Origin of the sequence: Pedobacter sp. ASV28, from assembly GCF_016428855.1 — a bacterium.
Taxonomy (GTDB): domain Bacteria; phylum Bacteroidota; class Bacteroidia; order Sphingobacteriales; family Sphingobacteriaceae; genus Pedobacter.
Genome location: NZ_JAELTN010000003.1, coordinates 1 through 24,419, shown reverse-complemented (window position 1 = coordinate 24,419; position 24,419 = coordinate 1). Strand labels below are relative to the sequence as shown.

The window sequence follows — 24,419 nt, the reverse complement described above, 5'->3', positions numbered from 1 at the left end:
ATCAAACAATTTAACTACCTTTGAGTGGAGTTTAAAACTATGTCTGAACAGAACACAAGCGAGTTGGTTAGAAAGATATTTGAAGCCTATCTCGAAAATAAAAACTTAAGAAAAACCCCCGAGCGTTTTGCTATTTTAGAAGAAATCTACTCTAGAGATGATCACTTTGATGTAGAGACTCTTTACATACACATGAAAAACCAAAAATATCGTGTAAGTAGGGCTACTGTGTACAACACTTTAGAGCTATTGGTATCTTGCGATCTGGTCACCAAACACCAGTTTGGCAAAAACATGGCTCAATTTGAAAAATCTTATGGCTATCATCAACATGATCACGTCATTTGTATAGATTGTGGCAAAGTAGTGGAATTCTGTGATCCACGCATCCACCAAATCCAAAGTATGGTAGGCGACTTGCTCAAATTCGACATCAAACACCATTCTTTAAATCTCTACGGGATATGCTTTGATTGCAGTGCAGCTGCAGCCATCAAGACCGCATCCGCAAATAAAAAAGCAACTAATTAATTTACATAACCAAATCTATCTTTAACTTAAAATAATGACGCAAGTAGATGTACTACTAGGCCTGCAATGGGGCGATGAAGGCAAGGGAAAAATTGTTGACGTACTTAGTCCACAATATGATTTAATAGCTCGCTTTCAAGGCGGCCCTAACGCTGGACATACTTTAGAGTTCGATGGCAAAAAATTCGTACTGAACACCATCCCTTCGGGCATTTTCAACGAGAAAACCATGAACCTTATCGGAAATGGCGTGGTCATCGATCCCATTATTTTAAAAAGGGAATTAGATAATTTAAGGAATGCAGGACACGATCCTGTTGGAAAAGGAAAACTGGTCCTTGCCCGTAAAGCGCATTTAATTTTACCTACCCACCAGTTACTGGATGCTGCTAATGAGCAGAAAATGGGAGCCGGTAAAATTGGCTCTACCCTAAAAGGTATCGGACCTACCTACATGGATAAAACTGGCAGAAATGGCCTACGTGTTGGCGATACTACCCTACCAGACTTTAAAGCGAGATACAATAAATTGGTAGAAAAACATAAAGACATCTTGTCTCATTACGAATTTGAGTATGATCTTGCAGAAAAAGAAGCCGCATTTTTCGAAGCCATTGAGTTCATCAAATCTATACCTCATGTAGACAGTGAGCATTTTGTAAACGGTTACCTTAAAGAAGGTAAAAAAGTATTGGCAGAAGGAGCACAAGGTGCTTTATTAGATGTTGATTTTGGTTCTTACCCATTTGTAACTTCTTCTAATACCACTACCGCAGGCGCCTGTACAGGTTTAGGTATTGCCCCTAATAAGGTTGGCGACGTATATGGTATTTTTAAAGCATACTGCACCCGTGTTGGCGGTGGCCCTTTCCCTACCGAACTTTTTGACGAGACAGGTGAAACCCTACGTAAAGTTGGCCATGAATTTGGCGCCACTACCGGAAGGGCCCGTCGTTGTGGATGGATAGATATACCGGCTTTAAAATACGCTATTATGCTGAATGGTGTTACTGAACTGATCATGATGAAAGCAGACGTATTGGATGGTTTTGAGACCATTTATGCTTGTACACATTATGAACATAATGGCGAAACCATTGATTACATGCCTTATGACATTATTTCTGTTCAGCCGAAACCAGTTCTTAAGGCGATTGAAGGATGGAAGACAGACCTTACCCAAATCACTTCGATTGAACAGGTCCCTTTAGCATTAAAGAACTATATTACTTTCTTAGAAAAAGAATTAGAAGTGCCTATTAAATTTTTATCTGTAGGCCCAGATAGAACACAAACCTTAACCTTAAGGTAACGTTCCCATTCTATATTAAAACTAAAAAGGCTTTCTATAATACAGAAAGCCTTTTTTCATGAATATTCATATGGTCAATGGCCGTTAGTATTACTTCGTCTACCCTGCTATCGAATTTTCCGGCAAACCATATTTCCGCCTGTCTGAATTCATCTAAATCTGTCAACAATAAATTTTCAAGATCTGACCTTCCTTTAGTCCAATCGATATATCGAAAATTATTATTTACTATTGAAGATTTAAAAGAGGAATTCATTAACAATGTAGGCACTACAAATTCATCAGCACTCCTGCACCATTTTAGGAATTTTTGAAGCTTCAAATTATTTTCCACCTTATGCACTAGATATTTTGCCACATCACTTCTCAAGGTCCACCATGCACCTTTATTCCCACCGTATAATTTAACCTTCATTGGAAATTTTCTTTTTGGCAGAACTGCATTCAGTACCATCTGAATTTTACTTTTACCCCAAAAATTAAACTCGGTAAGATGATAGGACTCATATAGAGGAGGAAAGTCTTTCCACCAACTTGTTCTGCGGTCTTCGTCATAGGATACAAAAGAATAACGTTGATGAGCATTTAAAAAATCATAAATATACGCTGCACTTTTTATCGGATAATCTTGCCCTCTTAATAAATTAATATAATGGTAGTCCTTTCCAACGTTTAGCACATATGAAGTCGCTGTCAATATTGTCCTTAGCAGACTATAACCTCCCTTAATTACCTCTATCCTATTCTCTATAAAAAAGGTATTAGGCAAGCAGGCCAAGTGTATAAACTCTTCCTCATCCAACTTTCTGTCAAGGTGAATATAAAAATCAAATTCAGGATGGGCTAGTTTCCTAATCATTCTTTCTATCTGCGCAGCATTTTCATTTACCAAAATAATATGAGCTACACGCATACCAAGTATTGTTAAAAGATCAAATTAATTATCGACAAGCATTATACTCATCATCAAATAAGCTAACACATTTTTTTGATAAAGGTTTGAGCTCGGTATCAAGTATTTCAACAGGCTTTAGCTCCTTTGGACTTTTATACAAGGTTAAAAATTAGTTGCTTGTTAGTTCTTAACTAGGCTTGCTCCTAAAAAAATAACAGCTTGGTTTTCTCGATCAACTTTTCTGTACCTTTCATAATTCTATATGTAGAATCAATATGAGGATCCTTAACTAACTTTTATATGCATTGGTGAATAAATAAGCAAGTCCAAACCAACTTAGATTTACATGAAACCCGAACTATAGCCATATTCATTTACTAAATAATTTATCAATGAACATAAAAAATATTTTATTTAAGGCCTTTGAACTACCTACATTTTTTACCTTTACGCTAGTAAAATGATCCATTCAAAAGACCATATTTTCAAGCAGAAAGCCTTACATTTCGCAGCAACTTTTGAAACCTGCTGTTTTCTTAATTCCCATCAGTATACAGACCGATATGGACAGTATGAATGTATTATTGCATTTGGAAACGAAAATGAACTTCATGCACAAACCGGGAAAGCCTTTAGCACACTAAAATCTTTTTATGAGCAATATAAAGATTGGTTATTCGGCTTTTTAAGCTACGAGTTAAAAAACGAAGTGGAAGACCTTTCTACTACACAGACCGATCAACTTGACTTTCCAGACCTGTATTTCTTTATTCCTCAGCATATAATTGGAATTAAAGAGGGAAAAATTGAAGTCTTAAAAGGAAGTCCAACAATGATTTCGGCTATTGAACAGTTTTCTTTCATCGAATCACGCTCTGAAAAGATCTCCATTGAAAGTAGGTTTAGTAAGGACAATTATCTGGAACAGGTAAAAAAAATACAACAACATATTAAACGTGGTGATATTTATGAAGTAAATTTTTGTCAAGAATTTTTTGCCCAACACGCTCAAATCAACCCCGTTGTTGTTTATAGTGAATTATCGAAAATATCTCCTACACCATTCTCGGGCTTTTTTAAGATAAAGGATAAATATATATTATCTGCTACTCCGGAGCGGTTTCTTTGTAAAAGAGGCAATAAGCTTATCTCTCAGCCCATAAAAGGAACTGCCAAAAGAAGCACGGATACAAAACAGGATTTAAGCATCAAACAGGATTTTAAGGCCAACAAAAAAGAGCAGGCAGAAAATGTGATGATTGTTGATCTGGTAAGGAACGATTTGACAAAAAGCGCCAAAAAAGGAACGGTAAAGGTAGATGAACTTTTCGGCATTTATAGCTTCCCCCAGGTTTATCAAATGATATCGACCATAAGTTGTGAATTAGACCCCAAAATACATTTTGTGGATGCCATAAAAAATACTTTTCCTATGGGCTCAATGACAGGAGCGCCTAAACTAAGAGCCATGCAGCTTATAGACACCTATGAAAACAGCAAAAGAGGGGTTTATTCAGGTTCATTTGGCTACATCAGTCCTAATGGCGACTTCGATTTTAATGTCATTATTCGCAGCATACTTTACAATAGCAGCACAAAATATCTTTCTTTCCAGGTTGGCGGCGCCATTACTTACCAATCAGATCCTGAACAAGAATATGAAGAATGTTTATTGAAAGCATCAGCCATTATGGGCGTACTTTCTACGGGTTAAGGATTAATTTTTCTAAACAAAAAAGGTTTTAAAAAGCCTGAAATATAAATTATCTATACTTTAAACCTTACACCATTTTCTATTTCCCTTTATAGTATTTCATTGCCTCTGGCAAATCTTTTTGTATCTGTGCAATACGGGCTTGATCGGTAGGGTGCGTACTTAAAAAAGCTGGAGGTTTTTGAGAACCTGCACTCGCTTGTGCCATTCTTTGCCAAAAACCTACGGCACTGCTAGGATTATATCCGGCCATTGCCATAAAAGAAAGACCCATTTTATCAGCTTCTAGCTCTTGGTTTCTTCCGTAACTTAAAATAGTTAACTGCCCACCTATACCATAAGCGGCATTAATATATTGCGCATATTTAGAGTTACTACTCGCTACGCCTACCGCAGCACCTAAACCTTGTGCAACCGTCATTTGCGATGCTCTTTCCGCAGAGTGTTGTGCAATAGCATGAGCGACCTCATGTCCCATTACAGTTGCCAACCCTGCTTCGTCCTTAGTTACGGGCAAAATACCTGTATAAACCGCAATTTTTCCACCTGGCATACACCAAGCATTAATTTCTTTGCTATCAATCAAATTATATTCCCATTTGTAATCTTTGATCTGATCTCCATAGCCATTCTGGTTCATGTATTGAGTAACTGCCGCAGCTATCTTTTGTCCAACGCGTTTCACCATTGCGGCATTAGCATTACTTGAGGAAACTACTTTTGTTTGAGGATCGCTCAACAGCTGCGAATAACCAATAGCCGCTTGTTGCTGAAGTTGACTTTCATCTACCAAACTTAACCTGCTTCGTCCGGTAAGGGGAACAGTTGAACAAGAAGAAATCGCTAATAAGACAGTCGACACTCCAAAAATCATTAATTTTCTCATGATCTTAATTTTAATACTCGATGATTAAACAATTGCATCTGCTAAGAAGTTTTTTTCTTAAATAGATATACCTTAGATTCTTTTCCTTTCAAAAGTCTTTCAATATTTTTCTGATGGGTAACCAATATCAGTACGCAAACACAAATGCCATACAATACTTCAGATTTTACGGAAGATTGAAAAACAAAAACTATGCCCAAAGGAAAAGTAAAACCGGCACAAATAGAGCTCAGTGAAACGTATTTAGATACAAGCAATACTATAATAAATACACTTACACAAAGTAATGCCGCAGCAGGATTAACGGCCAACACCATGCCAAACAAGGTTGCCACGCCCTTTCCTCCTCTAAATCCGGCAAAAATTGGAAATAAATGTCCCATTACCGCAATTACCCCCAAGGCCAGTTCATAGTTTACAAACTGTGCAGAGTATTTTGGCCCAGTTACAGAAAGGCCTATTAAATAGGCCAGTTTTGTTGCTGTATATCCTTTTAAGATATCAATAACCATTACTGCAATACCTGGCTTTTTGCCCAACACCCTAAAAGTATTGGTTGCACCTGCATTACCACTTCCATACTCTCTTACATCGATGCCATAGAAAGCCTGCCCAAGCCATACAGCAGTGGGTATCGATCCAAGAAGGTATGCAGCAATAAGCGCAGAAATAGAATAGATTGAAATCATTTCCTACAATGATAATAAAAAAATCGGTTTTGAATGGTCAGAAATTATCACGTGCTAATAAGCCTTTAAACTAAGGTCTAGGCTTTTTACCGAATGGGTTAACTCCCCCATAGATATATAGTCTACTCCACACGCTGCATAATCACGAACGTTAGCCTCTACAATTCCTCCAGAAGCTTCGGTTAAAAACCTGCCATCTATCAGTTCTATCGCTTCCTTTAATGTTGACAGTTCGAAATTGTCCAACATGATCCGATCTATGTTTCCCATCGCCAAAACTTCTTTCAGTTCATTAAGGCTTCTTACTTCAATTTCAATTTGCAATTGCTTACCAGTGCTTTTCAAATAAGCATTTGCAGCATGAATTGCATTGCTGATACCGCCCGCATAATCAACATGATTATCCTTGATCAATATCATATCGTATAAACCAATGCGATGATTAACACCCCCACCAATTTTAACAGCCCATTTTTCCAAATACCTTAATCCGGGCGTTGTTTTTCTCGTATCAAGTACCTTGGTTTTGTACCCTTCTAAAAGTTTTACTATACGGTGCGTTTTGGTGGCAATACCACTCATACGTTGCATACAGTTCAGTACTAATCTTTCGGCAACTAAAATAGAATGAGTGCTACCACTTACCGTAAAGGCAATATCTCCCGGTTTAATTTCCTGACCGTCGGTCAATAAGACATTTATGGCTAGAGCAGCATCTATCTGGTGAAATATCTCCAGGGCTAATTCTACACCCGCCAATATACCTGCTTCTTTTACCAAGAGCTTTGCCTTTCCCTGTGTACCATATGGTATGGTAGATAAAGAAGTATGATCTCCATCTCCTACATCTTCGGCAATTGCATTTTTTATAAAAAGATCAACTAATTTCTTATCCAAAATGATATGATTTTGTCACAAAAATAACAAAATGCTCATCAATATAGAATTATCTCTCTGGCTCTATCCTTAACTCATTGATTAAAAACAAATTAGAAACTTTTTTCATGGTAATGGTAATTCTGAATTTACCATTTTTTGTAACCAATGACAAAATAGTAAGCCTATAGTTAGGGCTATTATTTAACTTATGAATAATGTTTGATTTATTCGGTGGATTTTTTAGAAAAAAATCTTTAAGAATTTGTTCTGCCTGTGCTCTATTGTATACATCTTCCTGATCAATGATAATTAATTCTACAGAAGCGGAAAAATTTTTCGCAATCTCCTTGGAATTCCCCATCCTAAAATTATTCGATAGATCATCTGCTATATCGGCCTGGATGGTCTCATGCTGTGGAAAATGTAAAAATATAACCAGGAGCGAAAGTATAGATTTCAACATCATCTCGTAAATAAAATTAACCTGCCGCCAAAACTATGCCATTAATATTCAAATTAAGCCAAAATCTTTCATTTAAGCTACGATTCAACTTATATTTGTAATATTAAAGTAGAAACAAAAAACTAATATAATAATGAAAGCTAAAAAACTGGTGCTATTAATTCTGGATGGTTGGGGCTACGGAAAAAAGGACAAATCTGATGCGGCATATGCAGCCAATACCCCTTTTTTCGACTCAATGTTACAAAAATACCCTAATTCAAAACTTGAAGCATCTGGAGAAGCTGTAGGCTTACCTGCGGGGCAAATGGGAAATTCTGAGGTAGGCCATATGAACTTAGGCGCAGGAAGGGTAGTTTATCAAGAACTCGGCAGGATCAATAAAGCGATAGAAGATAGAACTTTACACCACAATAAAACATTGGTCGATGCCTTCGATTACGCAAAAGCCAACCATAAGGCTGTACATTTTATCGGTCTTGTATCTAATGGTGGGGTGCATGCACATATTAACCATTTAAAAGCCTTATGTGATGCGGCTAATGAAAATGGACTGAAAGATGTATTCATACACGCTTTTTTAGATGGAAGGGACACCGATCCCAATTCTGGATTGGGTTTCGTTACGGATTTAGATAAACATTTAAGCTCATCTTGCGGTAAAATTGCAAGTGTAGTTGGCAGATATTATGCCATGGATAGGGATAACCGATGGGAAAGGGTAAAACTAGCCTATGATGTAATGGTGAATGGTATTGGAGCAAAATTTACCGATGCCGAAACAGCCATACAGCATTCTTACGCAGAAGGGATTACCGACGAGTTTACCAAACCTATAGTCATTACCGATGGCTATGGAAATCCTACAGCCACCATTAAGGATGGGGATGTTGTCATTTGTTTTAATTATAGAACAGATAGAGGCAGAGAAATTACCACAGCACTGTGCCAAAAAGATTTCCCCGAGTATTCACTTAAAAAATTATCGCTTTATTACGTCACCATGACGACCTATGATGAAAGCTTTGAACAGGTGAATGTTATATTTATCAAAGATGATTTGACCAATACCTTGGGCGAAGTATTGGCGGCCCATCATAAAAACCAGATCCGCATTGCAGAAACAGAAAAATATCCACACGTTACTTTCTTCTTTTCTGGAGGTAGGGAAAAAGAATTTGAAAATGAGAAAAGAATACTTATTCCATCTCCTAAAGTGGCTACTTACGATCTACAGCCTGAAATGAGTGCCGCAGGTATTACCGAAGCCATTACCAAAGAACTTGCCTCGGGATGGCCAGATTTCGTTTGTCTCAATTTTGCCAATCCAGATATGGTAGGCCATACCGGTGTTTTCGAAGCCGTTGTAAAAGCAGTAGAGACTGCCGATGCCTGTACACAAATAGTCGTTGAAACCGGATTAGCAAATGGATATTCATTTATCATCTTGGCAGACCATGGCAATTCTGAGTATATGTTGAATGATGATGGCTCTGTAAATACAGCACATACTACCAATTTGGTCCCTTGCATTCTAATTGATAATGACTACACTTCTATAGCAGATGGAAAATTAGGCGATATTGGACCAACCGTTTTGAAAATTATGGGTATACCGGCACCTGAAATTATGACAGGTAACTGCCTGGTATAATATTTAATCTATTTCTACTTATTTTTAAATGAAGCCGGGATAAATCTCCACCTATTTTAAAACAGGAACTGGTTATATCCTAGCTTCATTTCCATAACAAATCATATCCATTCTTACTGATAATGACAATCAAATCCTAATGAAAGTGGCATGAGTTTCCCATTCAAAAAAAGACATGAATTAAACCATGCAAACTCCATCACCTTTAAACACAAATCTGTAATGATAAAAAAATTACTCATGCTCATGCTGTTCTTTTACTTGGTTTCCTGCCATAAAATGGAAGAAAAAACAAGCATTAAAACTTATTTTGATATGGAGGCCTACTTTGCAAAACAAGTAGATCGATTGAATGGGACACAACCTACCATAGCTAAAAAAGTATCGGTAAAAAACGGATCTGAAGAAAAATCATTAAAAATAACCGACTGGAAAACAGAACTCAGCAGTTTTGCGAATGCCGACATCAACAAAGCGGCTTGGCGAGGCCTATTTAGCAAAAGCACCAACAAAAACACCACTACTTACATTAGCAGCGATAAAAAAATACCCATAAAAAAACTGATCATTGTTCAGGAAAACAATAAAGTTCTGGCCATCAAAATCTATAAATCAAGTGACAATTATCTTTACTCCTCCACTGATACCTTGTGCTATTATCCGGACAGTCTCTACTTGATCAAAAGCTACCAGAAAATCAGGCTTCTTAAAGCAAAGGAATATCAGGTAATCGGAAAATTCCTGAAATAAGCATCAAATTATTTCAAGCTGGTGATTTGTGCCTTTACATATTCAATCAAAGAGATAATATCTTTTCTCAAAGGCTGCATGGTCAAGATCTTTTGAAAATCAGCAATAGAGCTATTAAAAACAGCTACACAAGCATTCTTTTCTACGTTTTTCTTAATCTTATAAGACTTGAAAATACCATAATCCTTATAGGCTACCCCCCTATTTTGTAAAATTTGGATATCCTCTTCCCCATTAATCTCCAAGGCTTTTGTAAAATCTTTAATGGCAGAAGTATAAAAGTTTTCACGCATTTGATTCAAAGCCTCCTTCGGGGTATTGGCAACATTAAGCCTAGCTTTACCCCTATAGTAAAAGGCAGAATAATCATTAGGTTTTAAAGTGATTAGCCTGGTATATACTTCGATGGCATTCTCAAAATCTCCACATTGGAAATAAGAGTAGCCTAACATTTTCAGTACGCTAGAATTATTAGGATCCTTGTCATCCGCCTTTTCTAACTGAACTACAGCAGTTTTATAGTCACCTTTCATCCATGCCTGGGTTCCTAATTTTTCAAAATTACCTTGGGCATAAGTCTTTGCAGTAATGGAAAAAGTAATTAACAATAAAAATGACTTGGTTAAGTATCTCATTAAGCGTTCTTTTTAGTTATAAGTGTAGGCTAGCATAAACAATCTGTATATTAACTCCCATGTCTAGTATTAAACATGAATGTACAATTATAACATTTAACGTGCAATTATTTCAAATATGATATTCTTATTTAATATTTTTAACACTGACTTTTTAACAGCTAAATTAAAAACTGTTGTTTTTGGCACAGGAGTTGAAATTATATCATCAACTACAGATAATAGATTATATAAACGGCAATGCTGTCATATTGTCGTTCACAGAATATTTAAATAAAACTTAATGAGCAAACAAGATCCGTTTGATTTTAGTAACGCATTACCTATCATAAACGAAGACACCGAGTTTTTTCCGTTAATGTCTCAGCAAGATGAGGATGACATGAACAATGAAGAAACCCCAGAAATACTTTCCATTCTTCCCCTGAGAAACACTGTACTTTTCCCTGGTGTAGTTATTCCCATTACCGTAGGTCGGGATAAATCTATAAAATTAATCAAAGAAGCCTACAAAGGAGACAGGATTATAGGTGTGGTTTCGCAAAAAGATGTGTCCATTGAAGATCCTACATTTGAACAGCTTAATAGCGTTGGTACCGTTGCGCATATTATCAAAATGCTGCAAATGCCCGATGGGAACACCACGGTGATCATACAGGGCAAACAGCGCTTTCAATTGGTACAGGAAGTACAGTCTGAACCTTTTATCAAGGTAGTTGTGGCCAAGTTTACCGAATCAAAATATAAGGATGATAAGGAATTCAAGACCTTGGTGGCCTCCATCAAAGAAATGTCTAGCCAGATCATCCAATTATCTCCAAATATTCCAAGTGAGGCGGGTATAGCGCTTAAAAATATCGAGAGCACTTCATTCCTTATCAACTTCATCTCTTCAAATATGAATGCAGATGTAGCCGAGAAACAGAAAATGCTAGAGATGAGCAATTTGCGAAAACGTGCAGAAAAGGTCATGGAATTGTTGATGTTGGAACTACAGATGCTTGAACTGAAAAACCAGATCCAGTCGAAAGTTAGAACTGATTTAGACAAGCAACAAAGGGACTACTTCCTAAACCAACAACTGAAAACCATACAGGAAGAATTGGGCGGCAATTCTACAGACCTGGAATTTGAAGCTCTCCAAGCCAGGGGCAGAAAGAAAAAATGGAGCAAGTCTGTAGATGAACACTTCAATAAAGAGCTAGAAAAACTGGGCAGAATGAATCCAGCGGCTCCAGATTATTCTATACAAATGAACTATCTGGAATTGCTCTTGGACCTCCCATGGAACGACTTTACAAAAGACAATTTTGATCTTAAAAGGGCACAGCGAATTTTGGACAAGGACCATTTTGGATTGGAAAAGGTTAAGCAGCGCATTATCGAATATTTAGCTGTATTAAAGCTAAAAAGAGACATGAAGGCACCTATCCTATGTCTAGTTGGCCCTCCGGGGGTCGGAAAAACTTCTTTAGGCAAATCAATTGCAAAGGCCTTAAACCGTAAATACGTGAGAATGGCCTTGGGCGGCGTAAGGGATGAAGCCGAAATTCGTGGACACCGTAAGACTTATATCGGGGCTATGCCAGGCCGTATTATACAATCTATTAAAAAGGCGGGCGCGTCAAATCCAGTGTTTGTTTTAGATGAGATAGATAAGGTAGGCTCTGATTTTAGAGGAGATCCTTCATCTGCTTTATTAGAAGTTCTGGATCCTGAACAAAATAATGCTTTTAACGATCATTATGTAGAAGCAGAATACGATTTGTCCAATGTATTGTTTATTGCAACAGCTAATACTTTGAGCACTATACAGCCTGCTTTGCTAGATCGTATGGAAATCATCGAGGTAAATGGTTATACCATTGAAGAAAAAATAGAGATTGCCAAAAAATACCTCCTACCTAAGCAAAAAGAGGTACATGGCCTTCAAAACAAAGACATTTCCCTAAAAAGTAACCTGATCGAAAAGGTAATTGAAGATTATACCCGCGAGAGTGGTGTACGTGGCCTAGAGAAAAAAATCGGTTCACTGGTACGCGGCGTAGCTACAAAAATTGCCATGGAAGAACCTTACGAGCCCGTATTGGACGTGAATGATATAGAAAGAATTTTAGGTGCTCCCATTTATGACAAAGATGCATACGAAGGTAATGAAGTGGCCGGCGTGGTAACTGGACTGGCATGGACACAAGTAGGTGGCGACATTCTATTTATTGAAGCAAGCTTAAGCCCGGGCAAAGGTAAGTTGACCCTAACTGGTAATTTAGGTGATGTGATGAAGGAATCTGCAGTTATCGCCTTGGCCTACATAAGAGCTCATGCCAACTTATTCAATATTAATGATACCATATTTGACAATTATGATATCCATATCCATGTTCCAGCAGGCGCTACCCCTAAAGATGGACCATCTGCAGGAATTACCATGCTTACCGCATTAACCTCGGCATTTACCCAACGTAAGGTGAAACGCAATTTGGCCATGACAGGCGAAATCACGCTTCGTGGAAAGGTATTACCCGTTGGAGGAATTAAAGAGAAAATTTTGGCTGCAAAACGAGCTAATATTAAGGAAATCATTCTTTGTAAATCCAATCGTAAAGACATTTTGGAGATCAAGGAAGATTACATCAAAGACTTGAAATTTCATTACGTAACAGAGATGAAAGAAGTGATTGATCTGGCCCTCACCCATGACAAAGTTAAAGATGCCATTGATTTAAAGGCCAGAACACTACCTAAAGCCGATTAAGATGCTCAAAAAACTCACACTGCTATTTTTAGCTATAGTTTGTTCTTCTCACAGCTCTTTTTCGCAAGATTATAAAAATGAATTTGGGTTCAAAAGCGACAACGATGCCTATCTTTTCTACGGACAAGATAGGTATTATACTAATGGTTTGTTCATTTATTTCCGCAGGGCCATTGACCAAAAAAAATTGAGCAGCAACTTAGAAAAACTGACTTACGAAATCAGTGCCGGACAAAAAATGTATAACCCGATATCGGGCTACAGGCCTGATCCAGCTACACAAGATCGTCCCTTTGCCGGATACCTGTATGCTGGTGGTAATGTAAATTTCTTTTATAAGAATGAGCGTATCCTAAAAGTTGGTCTCGAAGTAGGTACGGTTGGGCCCAATGCTTTGGGAAAAGATGCCCAAGAGCTCTTACATAAGATCGTAGGTTTTTATGAAATAAATGGTTGGCAATACCAAATCAAAAATGAAATGGCTGTTAACCTTTCCACACAGTACACTCAATTATTGCATCGTGCAGAAGACAAACATACCGATTTCTCGTTGGAAGGCTATGCCAATGTTGGAACAACTTTTAGCGGAGCTGGTGCCGGTATATTGTTCAGGGCCGGAAAAATAAACCAATTGTTCAATTCGGCCTATACCAATGCTGTGATTAGCCATAATAGCAAAACCCAAAAACTGACCAAAAACGAATTCTTTTTCTATGCCAAGCCCCAAATTAATTTCGTAGCCTACGATGCAACGGTACAGGGGAGTCTGTTCAATAATGATAGCCCGGTAACCTTTGGCACAAAGCCTTTTGTATTTGCCCAGCAAATAGGCTTCAATTATAGCAGCCCTCGTTTTACCTTTGATTATAGTTTGATCTTTAAATCAAAAGAGATCAAAAGTACTGCCAAGGCCCATCAATATGGTACCATTTCTATGTACTATCGTTTTGGAAAATCGGGCGCCTAATAATTTAATGCCATTTACATCAAAATTTAGCGCCTTAAAGACATCCTACCAGATCATAAGGCACAAGGACCGGGCTTAATCTAAGTCAGCAACTAACCCATTAAAAATCAGGAGATTTTCTATTTTTCTTCTTTTCGGACTTAGCAGATTTATTTTGTAATCTTTTCTCAATAACCGACCTAGGTATTTTTGTTGGCTTACGTTTTTTCTGTACCCATAAAGATTTAGACAATAGATTGTTTAGTTTTAGGAGCGCACGCTGTTTGTTTAGCAATTGGCTACGCTCCTCTTGCGATACAATATGCAGGTTGCCGTCTGTATCCAATCTCGATGCCAAGCGTTCTTGGAGCAGAATTTTCTGCTCGTCGTTAAAAAAGGCGCTATTGGCAATGTTAAAAATCAATTCTACCTTGCTAGAAACCTTATTTACGTTTTGCCCTCCCTTGCCCCCACTTCTGGAGGTTTTGACCACTACTTCCTTAGCTAGCTCTTCTTTTGCGAGTACCATGGCACAAATGTAATACTTTGCTTTTTTAGCTAAAAACTATTGCAAAGCTTTCCATAAAACTGATGCAAAACATTAACTTTGCCGCATATGAGAAAAAATTTGGTCGTGGCAATTGATGGCTATTCATCATGTGGAAAAAGCACTTTGGCAAAAGCTTTAGCTAAAAAACTAGGCTTTATTTACATTGATAGTGGTGCTATGTACCGAGCGGTAACTCTTTATTTTCTGCGCAATAAAATTGACATGAATGATCATGAGGTGGTAAAAGATGCGCTACAACACATCGAACTAAACTTCCATGCCCGTGATTACCAATCTCATATTACCTTAAATGGCGAGGAAGTTTCAGAAGAAATTAGAAAGATGCCTGTTTCGGAAGCCGTGAGTCCAGTTTCGGCCATTAAGGAAGTACGTAGGGAAATGGTAAAACAACAACAGCGAATGGGCAGATCAAAAAATATGGTAATGGACGGTCGCGATATTGGTACTGCAGTATTTCCAGATGCCCAGGTCAAGTTCTTTATGACTGCCGATCCAAAGATCAGAGCTGAACGAAGATACAAAGAAATGGTGGCCAAAGGCGATACTGACATTACACTGGAAGAAGTCTTCGAAAACCTTGCGCATCGTGATTATGCCGATACCACTAGGGAAGAAAGCCCGCTTACACGTGCAGAAGATGCAATTATTTTGGACAATACCGAGCTTACAGAGGAAGAGCAATTGACTTTTGCGCTAGAAAAAGTCCGGCCATTTCTACCTGCCTAACACTTAGCAAAGATGCTTAAAACCCAAACCCTATCGGTAGCAACTTTAAGTTTCCTCATTCTTACAGTAGCAAGGCGATATAGCATTTCACAATCCTGAGTAATTAGTATAAACATTTTTCATAAACAACCCAGATAGAATTTTATCTGAAAGCAAGTGGAATTAACAAGTCTATATCTTATCTTCGGGTATATCAATTCCGTTAATTATTTTGAAAATGCGCAACTATAAAACCTTACTTGCCTCTATAGCATTATTTAGCAGTTTAAGCTCTTATGCCCAAAAGGGTTGGATAAACCTTTTTAATGGCAAAGATTTAAAAGATTGGAACGTTAAAATTTCTAAACATCAATACAACGAAAACTTTGGCAACACCTTTTATGTACAAGATGGCTTGATGAAAGTGAAATATGACAACTACGAAAACTTTGATAAACAATATGGTCATATTTTCTATAAAAAACCTTTCTCTTATTACCTGTTAAAAATAGAATACCGTTTTGTAGGCGAGCAGGCCAAAGGCGGTGAAGGTTGGGCATATAGGAATAGTGGCGCTATGTTACACTGCCAAGATCCAAGCACCATGCTCAAGGACCAAGACTTTCCCATCTCCATAGAGGGCCAGCTTTTGGGAGGCAATGGAAAAGATGAGCGCCCTACTGGCAATGTATGTACTCCAGGTACCACTATAGAAATTAAAGACAGTCTATTTACTCCACATTGTCTAAACAGTAGCTCAAAAACTTATCATGGAGATCAATGGGTAACTTCCGAGTTTTTAGTACTTGGCGATTCGATCATTAAGCACATTATAAATGGCGATACCGTTTTAACCTATACCAAGCCTAAAATTGGCGGTGGCAATGTCAGCAATTTTGATCCTAAAATTAAACAAGACGGCAAGGCCCTTACTGGAGGTTACATTTCCCTACAGAGTGAAAGCCATCCCATAGAGTTTAGAACGGTTAAGCTTTTCGATTTGCAACCTTATGCCAATGACAAGAATAAACTGGAGAAGGTATTGGAAAAGTTAAGAAAAGAATAATTGTGGAAATTTAAAAATCAGTAGCTTACCTCAAAAGTAGCTCCCTCCTATGGTCGGGATGACAAAAAAATAGAAAGTATCCAAACCTACGAGTTTTTTTCACCTACACTTGCCGCATAAACCCGATAAAAGTTGAAATGCTTTTTGATGCGCCGTTTTTAAATTTCTTAAGTTTTTAAACCGCTTATTTCCAACAGTGAAGAACAAGTAAAAATTAAACTTCCGAAGTTTTGCTCCCCCTTCACAAAAAGATTGGAACGGATAGCGGGACTACAGTTGTCCTATTGCAGCAACCTTGTTTTCCAAAGAACATTTTAATATAGTTTTTGATCGCTAGACACATTACATATATTTTTAGTTCATCACTAGCTGTTATTGAAAAGATTTAGGCCTACATCTAAATGACACCTATAGAGATAAGGACAAAAATGACCAAACCAAAATTTAATCCATTAAATATCAGCAACATTTATTAAAAAAATCTTTTCTGTTAAAAAATAAATTTCTACCTTTGCAGTCCCCAAATGGGGAACAAAGGAGATAATTAATTAATGGCTAAAAAACAAGTAGCAGAAAAAGAACTAGAGGCTAAAACAGCCGAACTACAAGGTGCAGACGCCCGTTTGAACCAAAAAGAGACTATCGAGTCAGAAGCTGATTCGGTTTCTATTGAACAAATTAAATCATCGTTGGCTACTCCAGATCAAGATTTTGATTGGGACGCAGACGATAAAGTATTTGGTAACTACAATGACGAAGACCGTAAAAAGTTTGAAGCAATGTACACCGATACTTTCAACCAAATCACTCAAGGAGAGATCATTGCTGGCACAGTAGTATCGATCAACAACAAAGACGTGGTATTGAACGTTGGTTTTAAATCTGACGGTTTGGTATCTACCTCTGAGTTTAGGGATCTTCCTGATTTGAAAATTGGCGACAAAGTGGATGTTTTTGTTGAAGCACCAGAAGACGCTAATGGCCAATTAATCTTATCTCGCAAAAGAGCTAAGACACAACGCAGCTGGGAAACCATCAACGAAGCGTTGGATAATGATACGATCATCAATGGTTTTGTTAAAAGCCGTACTAAAGGTGGCCTTATTGTTGATATCATGGGCGTTGAGGCATTCTTGCCAGGTTCTCAAATCGATATCAAACCTATTCGCGATTACGATATTTATGTGGGCAAAACCATGGAATTCAAAGTGGTTAAAATTAACCATGAGTTCAAAAATGTTGTTGTATCACATAAAGTATTAATTGAAGACGATTTAGAAAGCCAAAAAGTTGAAATCGTATCTAAATTAGAAAAGGGACAAGTACTTGAAGGTACTGTTAAAAATATCACTGACTTCGGTGTATTCATCGATCTTGGTGGCGTAGATGGTTTATTGCACATCACTGATATTTCTTGGGGCCGTATAGAGCATCCAAAAGAAGTATTGGCATTGGATCAAAAAATCAACGTGGTTGTTTTAGACTTTGATGATGAGAAAAAACGTATCGCTTTAGGCTTAAAACAATTAACTGCTCACCCTTGGGAGAATTTAGATACTGCCATTCAAGTGGGTTCTAAAGTAAAAGGTAAAATTGTTACTGTAGCAGATTACGGTGCTTTCTTAGAAATCATCCCTGGTGTTGAAGGTTTGATCCACGTTTCAGAAATGAGCTGGTCACAAAACTTACGTTCTCCACAAGAGTTCTTGAAAGTTGGTGACGAAATCGAAGCTGAAGTATTAACTTTAGACCGTGATGAGCGCAAAATGAGCTTGGGTATTAAACAATTAACTCAAGATCCTTGGCAAAATGTTGCTGAAAGATATCCAGTTGGAAGCAAACACCAAGCGGTAGTTAAAAACATGACTAACTTTGGTGTATTTGTAGAGATTGAAGAAGGAATTGATGGTTTAATCCACATTTCTGATCTTTCTTGGAGCAAAAAAATCAACCACCCTAACGAATTCACCAAAGTTGGCGATACATTAGATGTTGTTGTATTAGAGCTTGACGTAGATAACCGCAAACTAAGCCTAGGTCACAAACAATTGGAAGAAAATCCTTGGGATACTTTCGAAACGATCTTTACCTTGGATTCAATCCACACAGGTACAGTAGTTAAAGTGACTGACAAAGGTGCTGTTATTGCTTTACCTTATGGTGTAGAAGGTTTCGTACCTACCAAGCACATGGCTAAGGAAGATGGTTCTGTAATCAAAGCTGACGAAACTAACGAATTCAAAATCATTGAATTCAATAAAGATGCTAAACGTATCGTAGTTTCACATGCTCGTATCTGGGAAGAAGCAAAAGCTGAAGCCGTAGCTGAAGAAAAAGCAGCTAAGAAAAAAGATGCCAAAGCAGCTAATTCAGCAGTTAAAAAAGTTAAAGATTCTGTAGAGAAATCTACTTTAGGAGATCTTGACGTTTTAGCTCAATTGAAATCACAAATGGAAGGCGAAGAGAAAAAAGCTAAAGGCTAATCTCCTCCCTCTTGTTTAAATATGAAATCCCCAGCAAATGCTGGGGATTTTTTTTATTTCCCATACTTCATTGTTGTTTTGTAGAAGGTAAAGCAAAGCAATCTTCTAGGGTATTTAAGATTTACAGATACCCCATCAATACCGTTGCTCATAGGTTATTCCTCCCCTACTTATACTTATGGCTTTGGCGCCATTACATCGCGCCTACGGACTGACCAGCCCATGTGACGAGCATAATTTGGCAGCTTATTAAAAATATACATAATATAAAGTTTGCAAGTCTCTGCAATAGCTTAAAATGAAATCAAAATTTAAAGTCGAGGTTTAATTTTTTAAAATTACCGCAAAAAACAGCATAAAAACTCAAAAAACCTCATAAAAAGAATGGCAACAAACTAAATAAATGCTATTTTTGAGTATGAAGAAACTTATCCTGATCACCTTCCTTATTACGATAACCTATACAGCTAATGCGCAAATTAGCCTTATTCCGCAGCCGGTAGACGTAAAAGTAGAGCACCTAAAAAAGTCATTTACGATAAATGCAAACACACAAATTTACATCCAGAATGATTCTTTAATTAATTCGGCTAATTTCCTTAACGACTATCTGCAAAAGTATTTTAATTTAAAGCTAAATGTCACTACCGTTGCGCCTAGCAAAAACTTTATAAAGCTAATGCTAAATGCAAAAGTCAGTAAATTTGACAATGCCTATGTATTGTCGACACAGGAGAACAACGTTTCTATTGTCGGCACTTCAGCACCAGGTATTTTTTACGGCGTGCAAACATTGATACAATTATTACCGACTTCCACAACGGCCCCATTACTTGTACCTGCTGTTCACATCATAGATTATCCTCGGTTTGATTATCGAGGCATGCACCTTGATGTAAGTCGCCATTTTTTCGAGGTGACCTTTATAAAAAAATATATTGATTATTTAGCCTTACATAAAATGAATTATTTCCATTGGCATTTAACAGATGATCATGGATGGAGAATTGAGATAAAGAAATATCCGAAACTTACAGCAATAGGTGCTTGGCGAAATGGTAGTATTATTGGGCTTTGGCCAGGAAAAGGAAATGAAAATATTAAATATCAGGTTTTAACAAACGACGTTAAAATTACGCCCGAAAATGCTGTAATTAAAACAGATGGCATTCGTCATGGCGGTTATTATACCCAAGAAGAAATTAAAGACGTGATCAAATATGCTGCTGAGAGGTATATTACCATTATCCCTGAAATTGAAATGCCTGCACACAGCATGGCTGCATTGGCAGCCTACCCAGAGTTTGGTACAGACCCCAACAAAAAATACCAAGTAGCCGAAACCTGGGGAATGATGAATAAATACAACAACGTTTTTCAAGCTAGCGAAAAAACTTTCTCTTTCTTAGAAGATGTACTCACTGAAGTAATGGACCTATTCCCTTCTAAATATGTACACATTGGCGGCGACGAGGCTTCCAAAGTGTGGTGGAAACAATCTGCAGAAACGCAGAAAATCATGAAGGAAAAAGGCATTAAAGATGAAGTTGCCCTCCAAAGCTATTTTATTCACAGAATCGAAAAATTTGTGAACAGCAAGGGCAAAACCATTATTGGCTGGGACGAAATTTTAGATGGCGGACTGGCACCAAATGCCGTGGTGATGAGCTGGCGTGGCGAAAAGGGCGGTATTGCTGCTGCAAAAGTAAAACAAAAGGTCGTCATGAGCCCCGAAGAAAAACTATATCTCAACCATAAGCAATTTATGAAAGAGGATAGTTTAGCCGCAAATAAATTCTTACCACTTGAAACCGTTTACAACTACGAGCCCGTGCCAGCAGAGCTTAATGCAGAACAGGCAAAATACATTTGGGGTGCCCAAGGTAATTTATGGTCGGAGTATATTGCCAACCCTGCCAAAGTTGAGTATATGCTGTTTCCAAGAATGGATGCACTAAGTGAAATACAATGGTCGCAAAAAGAGCAGAAGAATTATGCAGACTTTTTAAATAGGCTAAAAAATCAGTTTAAACGCTATGATTTAATGGGGATTACTTATAGTCAAAGATACCTTAGTCCAGCTGCGAATTAATTGCTTACTATAGCTGAAAAAAAATCTTTGCGTTCTTAGTGTCACTCTTTTTTTCTTTGCGAGAAATAAATTTAACCGCAAAGGTTTTGAAAGATTTCGCGAAATGACGCAAAGGTTTAAAATCAATACCCTTTGTATTTGTGGCATATTTTTTTCATTCTCTGTAATTTTTTAGCCCCTTCGCTCACTAACTGTATAAATTAAACAGTTGCAACATGAGCACAACAGAGAAAAAACCCAGCAGAATTGCTTTAACAGCATTTCTTATCCTTATCCTTTCCACTACAGAAATGCCGCCAATATTGAAGTATCCAATGTTGGCAATCGCTACTATTTCTTTTATCATTGTAGCGGTTCAGCTATACCATGAATTTAAAGCCAATCGAATTTCAAAGGCTAAAAAATAATGACCGAGAAAGCTTATCTCCAAAAAATTGAAGAACATAAAGGAATTATCCTCAAGGTGGTCAACTTATACACCGATGATTTTGAGGACCGTAAAGACCTTTATCAGGAAGTTGTACTGCAAAGCTGGAGTGCTTATTCAAGATTTGAAGGCAAAGCTAAATTTTCGACTTGGCTATACCGAATTAGCTTAAATGTAGCACTCACCTTTCTGAGCAAGCGTAAAAAAGCTAATCAAATTAAAGAAAATACCACTTTACAAGAGGATATTGCTTTTGAGTCAGCGGAACTGTCGGAAAGAGCTGATTTTTTATATCGTGCCATTAAACAATTGGCAGAAATAGACCGAAGTATCATCATACTACATCTCGATGGCTTTGACAATACTGAAATCAGCGAAATGATGGGGTTATCTAAAGGCAATGCCACCGTTAAACTTCATCGCATCAAACAACAATTGACCACTATTTTAACTCAAAAATAAAATGGATTTACAACAAGAATGGCAACAAATGTCGGCTGAAATACTGAAGGCAAAACAGAATGAATTGGTTTCGAAATTCACCTTAGACAATCAGTCGAAAAGTCTTTTACAGGATTTAGCTTTTAAACTCAAATGGAAGTTAAGATGGATTAGAATCATTGACTTACCGATTTTGGCTTTAGCACTTTTTGCCGAAAGAGATTTAAAGATGGTATTGATAGGTATCTTTGTCTTATATGAGGTTTTCAGATTGTTCGCCGTACTCCATTTTCGGAAAATCAAAACAAGTATCGACTATTCATCGAGCACCAAACAAGTACTGGAAGGTAATTTAAAGGCCATTACCAAAATATTAGCGATAGAGAATTTATGGGGCTATGTTGTCGCACCAATTGCCGCCCCTATTGGGCTATTGTGCTACCAACTTACTGTTCACAAAACTTTTGACAACATAACAACCCAATCTAATTTCCTTACCCAAGTTTACATCCTCATTCCAATAGGCATTTTAATTATCCTTTTAGGAAGAGTAATGAACAGGAGCATTTTTAAAAAACCGGTAGCGGATTTAAAAATGAAAATAGAGGAGCTTTCTTAAAAAAATAAAATGTTGTAACGTTTTCTGTTTCCTTATACTAATAGGGTATAAACTTTAAAACAAAAACATTATGACAACGATAGAAAATAAAGAAAGACTGAGCGTAGTAGCCTTGTTCATTACTGTAATTTGCTTCAACGATGGAGCCAACTGGGTAAAATTTCCATTGTTAGCTTTAGGAGTAGTTTTATTAATTTGGAGTCTTTATGATTACTACAGAGACGAAGAAAAATTGAAGAAAGAAAAAGAATTTTAGTAACTAACTAAACGATTTGTGTGGAGCGTAACAGTAACTGTTATGCTTTTTTATTAAAAACTCAATCTCGATATCATACTTTGCGACTGAAAAGCACCTGGAGTGATGCCTACTATCTTTTTAAATGCCCTAATGAAATAGTTAGAATCGCTAAAACCTAGTTCATAGCTGATGACCGCAATTTTAGTGCCTGGTCTTAACAGCATTTCTTTAGCTTTTTTCATTTTTTCGGCCAAAATAAAATCATTTGGGCTTACGCCAAGTTCACGTTTAAACAATCTGTAAAAAGTGGCCTTGCTCATGCATGCTTTGTTACTTAGGCTTTCTATGCTGATCTTTTCGTTAAGATTTGACTTAATATAACCAATAACATGGGCCAATGGATTGTGGTCCATCATTTCTCCCTGCAACATGTTCAAGTTTTGGGTCTGCATTATTCTCACCAACAATTCTTTTAAAGTCAGATCTGCCAACACGTCCTTCTCTCTAGAAGTATCTGAGCAAACCTTAATTACCTTATTAATTAAATAAGCGATCTCCTCGTTGTTATAAAAATGGTATTCGTCATAGTTTAATTTCCATTCTTCATCACTGCTTTCTTTTGGGAAATATTCATTTAAATACCTAATGGTCTGCCTGATCTGCCCATTATCAATGGCCAGTGCAATACACTGCGTAGGATTTAGGTCTGTAGCTTCTGGAAAATCAATCCGCATGGTTTCAGCAGGCGGCACAATCACCGTTTCGCCTGGCAAATACTCAAACTCTTTTTTTTCATTCAAATGCATTACCTTTTTACCACGTAGCATACTGGTAATCACAAAATCATTAAATGTTAAAGGTACCTTGTAAGATTGGGTGTAGGTTTCAAATATATTTAGCTCGCATCTTTCTAAACTGTAAGAGGTCCTGTTCTCTACTAAAGTCTGCAACTTCGATTCGCTGCTTAGCTTTACCAAATCAAGTTTATGGTTCATATCAAAATGCTTTGATCTAGATAACGTATTAATTCATTCACTGTTAGGATAAAGATAGGATTATTTCAAATCTATTACATTTCATGAAACAATAATGCTATCGGTTGAAACGATTTTACTATCCAAAAGGTTCGATGTTAACTAGGTTTGTATTAACCAAATCGTAAAATCATGGAACAAATCGTAAAAAAACCTGAATTCAAATCCCAATATGACAATTATATCAACGGTCAATTTGTAGCTCCGATAAACGGAAAATATTTTGACAATATTTCCCCTATTGACGGCAAGGTCTTTACAAAAGTAGCCCATTCCTCAAAAGAGGATCTGGAGCTCGCAGTTAATGCCGCAGCAGAAGCATTTAAGACATGGAGCAAGACTTCCGCTACTGAGAGGAGCATTATTCTCCATAAAATTGCCCAACGCATGGAAGATAACCTAGAGTACCTTGCTACAGTTGAGACCATAGATAACGGAAAAGCCATTAGAGAAACATTAAATGCCGACTTACCCTTAAGCGTAGACCACTTTAGATATTTTTCAGGTGTAATACGTGCGGAAGAAGGGTCTCATACCGAACTGGATGAACACTGTCTCTTATACACATCTCCGAGCCCACGAGACCTGCGTTACCATCTCGTATTCCGTCTTATGCTTGAAAAAAGGGGGGGGG

24 protein-coding genes are annotated in these 24,419 nt (G+C 37.4%); 16 read left to right on the top strand and 8 right to left on the bottom strand.

The annotated features are described in order from the left end of the window. Positions 1–39: 39 nt before the first annotated feature. Positions 40–531, top strand: a complete 492-nt coding sequence (locus tag JHD79_RS01675; protein WP_199117358.1) for a Fur family transcriptional regulator — start codon at positions 40–42, stop codon at positions 529–531. 34 nt (positions 532–565) lie between these two features. Beyond that, on the top strand, positions 566–1,843 hold the full coding sequence (locus JHD79_RS01670; protein WP_199117357.1) for an adenylosuccinate synthase: 1,278 nt from the start codon (positions 566–568) through the stop codon (positions 1,841–1,843). Between the two features lie 34 nt (positions 1,844–1,877). On the opposite strand, the gene JHD79_RS01665 is transcribed toward JHD79_RS01670, so the two are convergent. After that, a complete protein-coding gene (locus JHD79_RS01665; protein ID WP_199117356.1) occupies positions 1,878–2,756 on the bottom strand; it encodes a beta-1,6-N-acetylglucosaminyltransferase in 879 nt (292 codons plus the stop codon). Between the two features lie 442 nt (positions 2,757–3,198). Between JHD79_RS01665 and JHD79_RS01660 the strand changes: the two genes are divergently transcribed. Further along, complete coding sequence (locus JHD79_RS01660; RefSeq protein ID WP_199117355.1) at positions 3,199–4,452, top strand: anthranilate synthase component I family protein; 1,254 nt, start codon at positions 3,199–3,201, stop codon at positions 4,450–4,452. Positions 4,453–4,531: 79 nt separating this feature from the next. Here JHD79_RS01660 and JHD79_RS01655 read toward each other — a convergent pair whose 3' ends face one another. The 4 genes from JHD79_RS01655 to JHD79_RS01640 are packed head-to-tail and all read right to left on the bottom strand — an operon-like array spanning position 4,532 to position 7,372. Beyond that, entirely contained in the window at positions 4,532–5,338 is an 807-nt protein-coding gene (locus JHD79_RS01655) for a M48 family metallopeptidase (protein ID WP_199117354.1), read from the bottom strand. 41 nt (positions 5,339–5,379) lie between these two features. Beyond that, positions 5,380–6,027 (bottom strand): glycerol-3-phosphate 1-O-acyltransferase PlsY, encoded by a 648-nt coding sequence (gene plsY / locus JHD79_RS01650; protein WP_199117353.1) that lies wholly within the window; start codon positions 6,025–6,027, stop codon positions 5,380–5,382. A gap of 54 nt (positions 6,028–6,081) precedes the next feature. Continuing rightward, on the bottom strand, positions 6,082–6,924 hold the full coding sequence (gene nadC, locus JHD79_RS01645) for a carboxylating nicotinate-nucleotide diphosphorylase (RefSeq protein ID WP_199117352.1): 843 nt from the start codon (positions 6,922–6,924) through the stop codon (positions 6,082–6,084). Between the two features lie 49 nt (positions 6,925–6,973). Continuing rightward, entirely contained in the window at positions 6,974–7,372 is a 399-nt protein-coding gene (locus JHD79_RS01640; RefSeq protein WP_233164520.1) for a DUF4783 domain-containing protein, read from the bottom strand. Positions 7,373–7,502: 130 nt separating this feature from the next. Between JHD79_RS01640 and gpmI the strand changes: the two genes are divergently transcribed. Next, entirely contained in the window at positions 7,503–9,023 is a 1,521-nt protein-coding gene (gpmI, locus tag JHD79_RS01635) for a 2,3-bisphosphoglycerate-independent phosphoglycerate mutase (RefSeq protein ID WP_199117351.1), read from the top strand. 222 nt (positions 9,024–9,245) lie between these two features. Next, complete coding sequence (locus JHD79_RS01630) at positions 9,246–9,773, top strand: hypothetical protein (protein ID WP_199117350.1); 528 nt, start codon at positions 9,246–9,248, stop codon at positions 9,771–9,773. A gap of 8 nt (positions 9,774–9,781) precedes the next feature. Here the strand turns inward: JHD79_RS01630 and JHD79_RS01625 are convergent, their stop codons facing one another. After that, a complete protein-coding gene (locus JHD79_RS01625; RefSeq protein WP_199117349.1) occupies positions 9,782–10,408 on the bottom strand; it encodes a tetratricopeptide repeat protein in 627 nt (208 codons plus the stop codon). 283 nt (positions 10,409–10,691) lie between these two features. On the opposite strand from JHD79_RS01625, the gene lon reads away from it, so the two are divergent. Both lon and JHD79_RS01615 read left to right on the top strand, forming a co-directional pair. Continuing rightward, positions 10,692–13,163, top strand: coding sequence for an endopeptidase La (lon, locus tag JHD79_RS01620; protein ID WP_199117348.1), 2,472 nt, complete (start codon positions 10,692–10,694; stop codon positions 13,161–13,163). 1 nt (position 13,164) lies between these two features. Beyond that, positions 13,165–14,130, top strand: coding sequence for a lipid A deacylase LpxR family protein (locus JHD79_RS01615; RefSeq protein WP_199117347.1), 966 nt, complete (start codon positions 13,165–13,167; stop codon positions 14,128–14,130). 100 nt (positions 14,131–14,230) lie between these two features. On the opposite strand, the gene arfB is transcribed toward JHD79_RS01615, so the two are convergent. Next, on the bottom strand, positions 14,231–14,638 hold the full coding sequence (gene arfB / locus JHD79_RS01610; protein WP_199117346.1) for an alternative ribosome rescue aminoacyl-tRNA hydrolase ArfB: 408 nt from the start codon (positions 14,636–14,638) through the stop codon (positions 14,231–14,233). An 87-nt stretch (positions 14,639–14,725) separates the two neighbouring features. Here arfB and cmk point away from each other — a divergent pair, with 87 nt between their 5' ends. The 8 genes from cmk to JHD79_RS01570 all read left to right on the top strand — a co-directional run bounded on the left by cmk (position 14,726) and on the right by JHD79_RS01570 (position 22,769). After that, on the top strand, positions 14,726–15,406 hold the full coding sequence (cmk, locus tag JHD79_RS01605; RefSeq protein ID WP_199117345.1) for a (d)CMP kinase: 681 nt from the start codon (positions 14,726–14,728) through the stop codon (positions 15,404–15,406). A gap of 217 nt (positions 15,407–15,623) precedes the next feature. Continuing rightward, complete coding sequence (locus JHD79_RS01600) at positions 15,624–16,451, top strand: DUF1080 domain-containing protein (RefSeq protein WP_233164519.1); 828 nt, start codon at positions 15,624–15,626, stop codon at positions 16,449–16,451. 551 nt (positions 16,452–17,002) lie between these two features. After that, positions 17,003–18,934, top strand: coding sequence for a 30S ribosomal protein S1 (rpsA, locus tag JHD79_RS01595; protein ID WP_199117343.1), 1,932 nt, complete (start codon positions 17,003–17,005; stop codon positions 18,932–18,934). A gap of 418 nt (positions 18,935–19,352) precedes the next feature. Next, positions 19,353–21,026 (top strand): beta-N-acetylhexosaminidase, encoded by a 1,674-nt coding sequence (locus JHD79_RS01590; protein WP_199117342.1) that lies wholly within the window; start codon positions 19,353–19,355, stop codon positions 21,024–21,026. Between the two features lie 215 nt (positions 21,027–21,241). After that, entirely contained in the window at positions 21,242–21,433 is a 192-nt protein-coding gene (locus tag JHD79_RS01585; protein ID WP_199117341.1) for a hypothetical protein, read from the top strand. Continuing rightward, on the top strand, positions 21,433–21,915 hold the full coding sequence (locus JHD79_RS01580; protein ID WP_199117340.1) for an RNA polymerase sigma factor: 483 nt from the start codon (positions 21,433–21,435) through the stop codon (positions 21,913–21,915). Before JHD79_RS01585 ends, JHD79_RS01580 begins: the two co-directional genes overlap by 1 nt. Position 21,916: 1 nt before the next feature. After that, positions 21,917–22,513 carry a hypothetical protein gene (locus JHD79_RS01575; protein WP_199117339.1) on the top strand — a complete coding sequence of 199 codons (597 nt, stop codon included), beginning with the start codon at positions 21,917–21,919 and terminating at the stop codon, positions 22,511–22,513. A gap of 70 nt (positions 22,514–22,583) precedes the next feature. Then, positions 22,584–22,769, top strand: a complete 186-nt coding sequence (locus JHD79_RS01570) for a hypothetical protein (protein ID WP_199117338.1) — start codon at positions 22,584–22,586, stop codon at positions 22,767–22,769. A gap of 53 nt (positions 22,770–22,822) precedes the next feature. Here JHD79_RS01570 and JHD79_RS01565 read toward each other — a convergent pair whose 3' ends face one another. Further along, a complete protein-coding gene (locus JHD79_RS01565; RefSeq protein ID WP_199117337.1) occupies positions 22,823–23,746 on the bottom strand; it encodes an AraC family transcriptional regulator in 924 nt (307 codons plus the stop codon). A 171-nt stretch (positions 23,747–23,917) separates the two neighbouring features. Between JHD79_RS01565 and JHD79_RS01560 the strand changes: the two genes are divergently transcribed. Beyond that, positions 23,918–24,419, top strand: a 502-nt coding sequence (locus JHD79_RS01560; RefSeq protein ID WP_199117336.1) for an aldehyde dehydrogenase family protein, incomplete at its 3' end; no start/stop codon positions are given.